Raw genomic sequence first — 7818 nt, 5'->3', positions numbered from 1 at the left:
GTTGCCTCCCCTCCGTCGCCATCCGGACCGGGAACGCCCTGACGCCGCCGGAAGATTCCATGCGCCACCTTGTTGCCTCGCTCGCCCTCATGCTCGCCTCGACCACCCTCGCCCACGCTGAAAAACTCACCCTGGATGCCATCACCGGCCCGCTGCCGCTGTCCGGCCCGACGCTGATGAAGCCCAAGGTGGCCCCGGACGGTTCGCGGGTCAGCTTCCTGCGTGGCAAGGAGGCCGACCGCAACCAGCTGGACCTGTGGGCCTACGACATCGCCAGCGGCCAGACCCGGCTGCTGGTCGACTCCAAGGTGGTGCTGCCCGGCGAAGAGACCCTGAGCGATGCCGAGAAGGCGCGCCGCGAGCGCCAGCGCATTGCCGCCATGACCGGCATCGTCGATTACCAGTGGTCGCCCGACGCGCGCACCCTGCTGTTCCCGCTGGGCGGCGAGCTGTACCTGTACGACCTGGACAAGCAGGGCAAGGCCGCCGTCCGCCAGCTCACCCACGGTGAAGGTTTCGCTACCGACGCCAAGCTGTCGCCCAAGGGCGGCTTCGTCAGCTTCGTGCGCGAGCGCAACCTGTGGGTGATCGACCTGGCCAGCGGCCGCCAGATCCAGCTCACCCGCGATGGCAGCGACACCATCGGCAATGGCGTGGCCGAGTTCGTCGCCGACGAGGAAATGGACCGCCACACCGGCTACTGGTGGGCACCGGACGATTCGGCCATTGCCTTCGCCCGCATCGACGAATCGCCGGTGCCGGTGCAGAAGCGCTATGAGATGTACGCCGACCGCACCGAGATGATCGAGCAGCGCTACCCCGCGGCAGGCGACCACAATGTGGCGATCACCCTGGCCGTGATCGCGCCGCGTGCCGACGCCGCACCGCGCTGGGTCGACCTGGGCCGCAACAAGGACATCTACCTGGCCCGCGTCGACTGGCGCGACCCGAAGCACCTGACCTTCCAGCGCCAGTCGCGCGACCAGAAGACCCTGGAACTGATCCAGGCCGATCTGGACAGCGGCAAGCAGCGCACCCTGGTGACCGAAACCTCGCCTACCTGGGTGCCGCTGCACAACAGCCTGCACTTCCTCAAGCAGGGCGGCTTCCTGTGGTCGTCCGAGCGCACCGGTTTCCAGCATCTGTACCGCGTGTCCGATGACGGCAGGACGGTCACCGCGCTGACCGCCGGCAACTGGCCGGTGGACGAACTGCTGGCGGTGGACGAGGACGCCGGCAAGGTCTACTTCCGCGCCGGTGTCGACACGTCGCGCGAAAGCCAGATCTACGCCGTGCCGTTGCAGGGCGGCCCGCTGCAGCGCCTATCGCAGGAGGCGGGCATGCACAGTGCCAGCTTCGCGCGCAACGCCAGCGTGTATGTGGACAGCTGGTCCAGCACCACCACCCCGCCGCAGATCGCGCTGCACCGCGCGAATGGCGAAAAGATCGCCACGCTGGTGGAAAACAACCTGGCCGATCCAACGCATCCGTATGCGCGCTACCTGGATGCGCAGCGCCCCGTGGAGTTCGGCACGCTCACCGCCGCCGACGGCCGTACCGCGCTGAATTACAGCCTGATCAAACCCGCCGGCTTCGACCCGTCCAAGCGCTACCCGGTGGCGGTGTATGTGTATGGCGGCCCGGCCAGCCAGACCGTCACCGACAGCTGGCCTGGCCGTGGCGACCACCTGTTCAACCAGTACCTGGCGCAGCGCGGCTATGTGGTGTTCTCGCTGGACAACCGCGGCACGCCGCGCCGCGGCCGTGACTTCGGCGGCGCGCTGTACGGCGTGCAGGGCACGGTGGAAGTGGCCGACCAGCTCAAGGGCGTGGAATGGCTCAGGCAGCAGCCGTGGGTGGATCCGGCGCGCATCGGCGTGCAGGGCTGGTCCAACGGCGGCTACATGACCCTGATGCTGCTGGCCAAGGCGTCGGAGCAGTACGCCTGCGGCGTGGCCGGCGCGCCGGTGACCGACTGGGGCCTGTATGACACCCATTACACCGAGCGCTACATGGACCTGCCGGCGCGCAACGCCAAGGGCTATGACGCCGCCCGCGTGCTGGCGCACATCGACGGCCTGCGGTCGCGCCTGCTGCTCATCCATGGCATGGCCGACGACAATGTGCTGTTCACCAATTCCACCGCGTTGATGAGTGCGCTGCAGAAGCGCGGCCAACCGTTCGAGCTGATGACCTACCCGGGTGCCAAGCACGGCTTGTCGGGCAGCAACGCGCTGCACCGCTACCGTCTGGCCGAAGACTTCCTGGCGCGCTGCCTGAAACCGTAAACGAACGGATCCGATCGGGCTGCCAAGGAGGACGCCGATGCCCCTGCCACTCCCGCCTTCCGGCGCCACGCGCGTCGGCTGGTGGCACCGCCATTGGCGCTGGGCCATGCCGCTCGCCGTACTGGCGGTGCTGCTGGCGGTCGCTGCCATGGTCTGGTTCGCGCTGGCGCAGTGGTCGCGCTGGAGCCGGGCCAGCGAGCCATACCAGGAAGCCATGCGTCGCGCACGCTGCAGCACCGAGCTGGTGGCGGTGCTGGGCGAACCCATCCAGGACGGGTTCCTGCCCAGTGGCAGCATGGAGCGCACCGCCGGCGGTGGTGGCTACAGCCAGTTCGCGGTGTCGCTGTCCGGGCCACGCGGCGAGGCGGAGCTGTTCCTGGAGGCCCACCGCGAAGGTGGCCAATGGGATTACCCCCTGCTGTATGCGATTACCGGCCAGGACGAGGCGGTCGACCTGACCGCGCTGGACGATGCCGAGGCGGCCCAGGTGTGTGCGCTGCAGGAGTGCCGCGAGCAGGGCCATTGCCCGCTCCCCGGCGGCCGTTGGGGCGGCTGAGCGCTGGCCATGACCTCCGGCCGATTGCCGCTGCCGGCCTGAGTGCGTAGGGTCGCAGGCATCTGCTCACAGGAGTCCTGCATGAAGCCGCTTGCCCTTGCCGTCGCGTTGGCCCTTTCCGTTCCCGCCGCGCTCAGTGCGCCGCCGGCCTTCGCCGCCGCCCCCACCGCCTCGACCAAAGCGCCGGCGGCCCAGGCCTGGGTGAGCCGCAGCAATGAACTGGCGCAGATCCTGCTGGATGCGCAGGGCCCGTTCCAGCCCGAAGAGACCGGCTTCTTCGGCGTGCCGGGGTATGACGACAAAGTGGCCGACGTCGGCCCCGACAACGGCAAGCGCTACCGCGCCGCGATGGCCAAGGCCCGCGACGCGCTGACGGCCAAGCTCTCCACCGAGCGCGACCCGAACGTGCGCCAGGACCTGGCGATCATGATCGCTGCGGCCAACGAGAACATCGAAGGCAGCGAACTCAACGAGAAGTACATGTTGCCGTGGAGCGACACGCCGCAGACGGTGTTCAGCGGCATCAACCTGCTGCTCTCCGACCAGGTGCCGGCCGAGCGCCGCGCCAAGGCGCTGGATCGTCTCAAGGCCTATGCAGGACTGGCCCCGGGCACCACCGCGATCACCACGCTGTCGCGCCAGCGCTATGAAGAACGCCTCGCCGACAAGAGCCTGCTGCAGCCCACCCGCATCGAAGTCGAGCAGTCGCTGGCCAACGTCGATACCTACATCACCGGCATCGAAAAGCTGTTCGGCACGTACAAGGTCGCCGGTGCCGACGAGGCGCTGAAGACCATCGCCACCCAGCTGCGTGAGTACCGCGACTGGACGAAGAATGAAGTGCTGCCCAAGGCACGTGCCGACGCCCGCCTGCCCGCGCCGCTGTACGCCTACCAGCTCAAGCGCGTGGGCATCGACATCGACCCGCAGCTGCTGATGCAGCGGGCGCAGCTGGAATTCATGGAAACCCGCTCGGCGATGCGCCAGCTGGCGCCGCTGGTGGTCAAGGCCAAGGGCCTGACCGTGTCCGACCCGACCGACCCGGTGGCGGTAATCCGCGCGCTGAAGGGCGACAAGATCGCCAACGACCAGCTTGAACACCACTACCGTGGCGTGATCGATGCGATCGACCCGATCATCCGCGCGCAGAAGATCGTGGACGTGCCGCAGCGCCCGATGCAGATGCGCCTGGGCTCGGCCGCCGAAAGCGCCGCCTCGCCGGCACCGCACTTCCTGCCGGCACCGCTGGTGGGCAACACCGGCCAGCAGGGCACCTTCGTGCTGCCGCTGGGCAACCCGGCCGCCGGCGACAAGGCCGCGCAGTACGACGACTTCAACTTCGGTTCGGCCGCGTGGACGCTGAGCGCGCATGAAGGCCGCCCGGGCCATGAGCTGCAGTTCACCGCGATGGTCGAGCGCGGCGTGTCGCTGGCGCGCACGATGTTCGCGTTCAATTCGGTCAACGTGGAAGGCTGGGCGCTGTATGCCGAAGCCGAGATGGTGCCGTACGAGCCGCTGGACGGGCAGCTGATCGCGCTGCAGTTCCGCCTGCTGCGCGCCGCCCGCGCGATGCTGGACCCGATGCTCAACCTGGGCCTGATCGAGCGCGCCAACGCCGAACGCGTGCTGATCGACGAGGTCGGTCTGTCCCAGGCCATGGCCACCCAGGAGCTGGACCGCTACATGGTGCGTTCGCCGGGCCAGGCGGGCAGCTACTTCTACGGCTACACCCGCATTCTGGAACTGCGCATGCAGACCGAACTGGCGTTGGGCAAAAAGTTCGACCGCCTGGCGTTCAACAACTTCCTGCTCGACCAGGGCCTGCTGCCGCCGGACCAGCTGGCCAAGGCGGTCAACGAGGTGTTCATTCCAAAGCACCGTTGATTGCGCCGCGCAATCAACAATGCCGTGGTTGCCGGCCGCTGGCCGGCACCACGACAAAAAGGGGACGGACCCTGTTAATCCAAACGATTAACAGGGTCCGTCCCCTTTTTGGGTGTCAGCGTTCTGGTGTGATCGTCTGCACCGGCAGACGATCCGCCGGCGGCGGATTGGGCACCCAGATCGCCACACCGGCCGCGCGCTTCTGCGTGGTCGGAATACCGATGCCCACACCGCCACCGCTGTGCGAGCCATAGCTGCCGCCACCGACCGACACGCCGCCGCCCGAGCTGCTGGACGCCACGCCCATCAGGATCACGCCGTTGGCGCCGAGCGCGGCCGCTTCCTTCTTCAGGCGTGCGACGGCCGCGTCGGTCTGGCCCTGGGTGCCGAAGCCCACCGCGCTGGACGACTCCAGCTGCGCGATTTCAACCGAGCCCGGCGGCGGGGTGGAATAGATCTGCACCAGCGCCGGATCGGTCGGCGGACGGGTCTGGCCCAGCATCACCCGTGAGGTGCTGGCACAGCCGGCCACGGCCAGCAGTGCGCCGAGCAGTGAGATGGTTCGAACGTTCATGGGTTCACCCCTTGGTGGGCCGGGTCGGCCTGCGCCTGGATCATCCGGGTTGGCCACTGAATCGGTGCCAACCCCATGCCGTGACGGTAGCACCGGCCGGGTGAGCGTGTCGCCATGCGGGTCTTGCCGCCGCCATCACGCGTTGCTGGCGCGGGTGCCGCTACGCTGCGCCCAGCAAAAAACGGCAAGGAACAGGGGTATGGGGCTGATCAGTCTGTTGTGGGGCGTACTGGCGTTGGTGTGGATGATCCTGGCGCTGATCCCGTTCTTTGGCTGGGGCAACTGGTTCCTGATTCCGTTCGCCGCGGTCGGCGCGGTGATCGGCGCGCTGGGCATCCTGTTCACCCACCCCACCAAGCGGGGCAGGGCATGGACCGGCCTGCTGCTCAACGCAGTGGTGGTGGTGGTGGGCATCGTGCGCCTGTCGCTGGGCGGCGGCATCATCTGATCCGTCGCCCGCGGCACAGCAGGGCGCTGCCCCGCTGACGCGGCCGCCCGGCAGGCACCTGCGACGATGCGTCGCACCGGCGAAGCGGCCGAAGGCAAGGGCGTAGAATGGCCACCCCATGATCATTCGCCCTCGTCCACACGGCTGGCAGCTGCTGTACATCCTGCGTGGCTCCATCGTTCCGGCGGTGGCGCCCAAGGTGCTGGCGATCCTGCTGCTGTCCATCGCGGTGGCCGCGTTCACCGAGCTGTGGCACCCGCCGGGCATCGAGCGTGTGTCGGTGGCACCGTTCACCCTGCTGGGCCTGGTCCTGTCGATCTTCCTCAGCTTCCGCAACAACGCCTGTTTCGAGCGCTGGTGGGAAGGCCGCAAGCTGTGGGGCCAGCTGGTCTACGAATCGCGCAGCCTCGCGCGGCTGTGCAACACCCTGCTCGACGACCCACCGCTGCGGCGAGCGCGCATCTGCCGGCTTGGCATCGGCTTCGCCCACGTACTGGCCGCGCGGCTGCGCGGGCGCGACCAGGCGCTGGCGGCACTGCCTTGGGTGGACGCCGCCGACCAGGCGCGTTTCGCCGCGCGCGACAATGCCCCCGACCAGCTGCTGGCGATGATCGCCGCCGAACTGGCCGTGGCCATGCGCGCCGGGCAGCTGGAGCCGATCCTGTTTGCCCAGTTCGAGACCCGCCTGCACGCCATGTCCAGCATCCAGGCCGGCTGCGAGCGCATCCTCACCACCCCGCTGCCGTTCGCCTACACCCTGCTGCTGCACCGCTGCGCGTGGATGTTCTGCGTGCTGCTGCCGTTCGGCCTGGCCAGCTCGCTGGGCTGGGCCACGCCCGTGGTGTCGGCGGTGCTCGCCTATGCTTTCTTCGGCCTGGACCAGCTGGGCGAAGAAATGGAAGAACCGTTCGGCCTGGAGTCCAACGACCTGCCGCTGGATGCGATGGTGCGCACCATTGAGATCGACCTGCTCGACAGCCTGGGCGTACGCCCGCTGCCCGACCCCCTGCAACCGCAGCGCTACCTGCTGCAGTAACCCGACTACCGTCCGGAGCACCCCCATGGCACACCCCGACTACCGCCCCCGCCGCATGCGCCACGACGAGTTCTCGCGCCGCCTGATGCGCGAAAACACGCTGACCACCGACGACCTGATCTACCCGGTGTTCGTGCATGACCTGGCCGGGCGCGCCCCGGTCGCGTCGATGCCGGGCGTGGAGCGGCTGTCGATCGACGAACTGCTCAAGGTGGCCGAAGAGGCGCTGGAGCTGGGCATTCCGGTGATCGACCTGTTCCCGGTGATCGACCCGTCCGGCAAGTCGCTGGATGCGGCGGCGGCCTGGGACGAGAACGGCCTGGCCCAGCGCGCCATCCGCGCGCTGAAGTCGCGCTTCCCGGAACTGGGCGTCATGACCGACGTGGCGCTGGACCCGTACACCACCCACGGCCAGGACGGGATCATCGACGACACCGGCTACGTGCTCAACGACATCACCGTGGCTGCGCTGGTCAAGCAGTCGCTGTCGCACGCGGAAGCGGGCGTGGACATCATCTCGCCCTCGGACATGATGGACGGCCGCATTGGCGCGATACGCCGCGCGCTGGACGCCGGCAACCACGTCAACGTGCGCATCATGGCCTACTCGGCCAAGTACGCCTCGGCGTTCTACGGCCCGTTCCGCGACGCGGTGGGCAGCTCGGCCAGCCTGGGCAAGGCCGATAAGAAGACCTACCAGATGGACCCGGCCAACGGCGACGAAGCCATGCGCGAGATCGCGCTGGACCTGGAAGAGGGCGCCGACATGGTGATGGTCAAGCCGGGCATGCCGTACCTGGACCTGGTGCGCCGGGTGAAGCAGCAGTTCGGCGTGCCGACCTTCGCCTACCAGGTCAGTGGCGAGTACGCGATGATGAAGGCGGCGTTCGCCAACGGCTGGCTGGACGAACGCGCCTGCGTGCTGGAGTCGCTGATCGGTTTCAAGCGTGCCGGCGCCGATGGCGTGCTGACTTATTTCGCCCCGCAGGTGGCGCGTTGGCTGCGCGAGCGCTGACAATACGCGTCAACACG

7 protein-coding genes are annotated in these 7818 nt (G+C 68.3%); 6 read left to right on the top strand and 1 reads right to left on the bottom strand.

Annotated features, from left to right (window positions below):
- Positions 1 to 59 precede the first annotated feature (59 nt).
- From RT456_RS09505 to RT456_RS09495, 3 genes are all read left to right on the top strand, one after another.
- Positions 60 to 2288, top strand: coding sequence for a S9 family peptidase (locus tag RT456_RS09505; RefSeq protein WP_313345609.1), 2229 nt, complete (start codon positions 60 to 62; stop codon positions 2286 to 2288).
- Between the two features lie 37 nt (positions 2289 to 2325).
- The gene (locus RT456_RS09500) at positions 2326 to 2844 is read left to right on the top strand and encodes a cytochrome c oxidase assembly factor Coa1 family protein (RefSeq protein WP_313345606.1); all 519 of its coding nucleotides are present in this window, start codon (positions 2326 to 2328) and stop codon (positions 2842 to 2844) included.
- Positions 2845 to 2925: 81 nt separating this feature from the next.
- Positions 2926 to 4728, top strand: coding sequence for a DUF885 domain-containing protein (locus RT456_RS09495; RefSeq protein WP_313345604.1), 1803 nt, complete (start codon positions 2926 to 2928; stop codon positions 4726 to 4728).
- Between the two features lie 115 nt (positions 4729 to 4843).
- Here RT456_RS09495 and RT456_RS09490 read toward each other — a convergent pair whose 3' ends face one another.
- Positions 4844 to 5302 carry a hypothetical protein gene (locus RT456_RS09490; RefSeq protein WP_313345602.1) on the bottom strand — a complete coding sequence of 153 codons (459 nt, stop codon included), beginning with the start codon at positions 5300 to 5302 and terminating at the stop codon, positions 4844 to 4846.
- 199 nt (positions 5303 to 5501) lie between these two features.
- Between RT456_RS09490 and RT456_RS09485 the strand changes: the two genes are divergently transcribed.
- From RT456_RS09485 to hemB, 3 genes are all read left to right on the top strand, one after another.
- Positions 5502 to 5750, top strand: coding sequence for a hypothetical protein (locus tag RT456_RS09485; protein WP_313345600.1), 249 nt, complete (start codon positions 5502 to 5504; stop codon positions 5748 to 5750).
- A 118-nt stretch (positions 5751 to 5868) separates the two neighbouring features.
- Positions 5869 to 6786, top strand: coding sequence for a bestrophin family ion channel (locus RT456_RS09480; RefSeq protein ID WP_313345598.1), 918 nt, complete (start codon positions 5869 to 5871; stop codon positions 6784 to 6786).
- Positions 6787 to 6811: 25 nt separating this feature from the next.
- Positions 6812 to 7801, top strand: coding sequence for a porphobilinogen synthase (hemB, locus tag RT456_RS09475; protein ID WP_313345595.1), 990 nt, complete (start codon positions 6812 to 6814; stop codon positions 7799 to 7801).
- Positions 7802 to 7818 lie beyond the last annotated feature (17 nt).

It is taken from the genome of Stenotrophomonas sp., assembly GCF_032099025.1.
GTDB lineage: Bacteria > Pseudomonadota > Gammaproteobacteria > Xanthomonadales > Xanthomonadaceae > Stenotrophomonas.
Note: the sequence above shows the minus strand (reverse complement) of the source record. Positions and strands in the feature narration are given on the sequence as shown.

What these genes read in the sequence shown, in the direction of transcription:
- hemB (WP_313345595.1), top strand. Translation starts at nt 6,812, where the DNA reads ATGGCACACCCCGACTACCGCCCCCGCCGCATGCGCCACGACGAGTTC.
- RT456_RS09505 (WP_313345609.1), top strand. Translation starts at nt 60, where the DNA reads ATGCGCCACCTTGTTGCCTCGCTCGCCCTCATGCTCGCCTCGACCACC.
- RT456_RS09485 (WP_313345600.1), top strand. Translation starts at nt 5,502, where the DNA reads ATGGGGCTGATCAGTCTGTTGTGGGGCGTACTGGCGTTGGTGTGGATG.
- RT456_RS09490 (WP_313345602.1), bottom strand. Translation starts at nt 5,302, where the DNA reads ATGAACGTTCGAACCATCTCACTGCTCGGCGCACTGCTGGCCGTGGCC.
- RT456_RS09480 (WP_313345598.1), top strand. Translation starts at nt 5,869, where the DNA reads ATGATCATTCGCCCTCGTCCACACGGCTGGCAGCTGCTGTACATCCTG.
- RT456_RS09495 (WP_313345604.1), top strand. Translation starts at nt 2,926, where the DNA reads ATGAAGCCGCTTGCCCTTGCCGTCGCGTTGGCCCTTTCCGTTCCCGCC.
- RT456_RS09500 (WP_313345606.1), top strand. Translation starts at nt 2,326, where the DNA reads ATGCCCCTGCCACTCCCGCCTTCCGGCGCCACGCGCGTCGGCTGGTGG.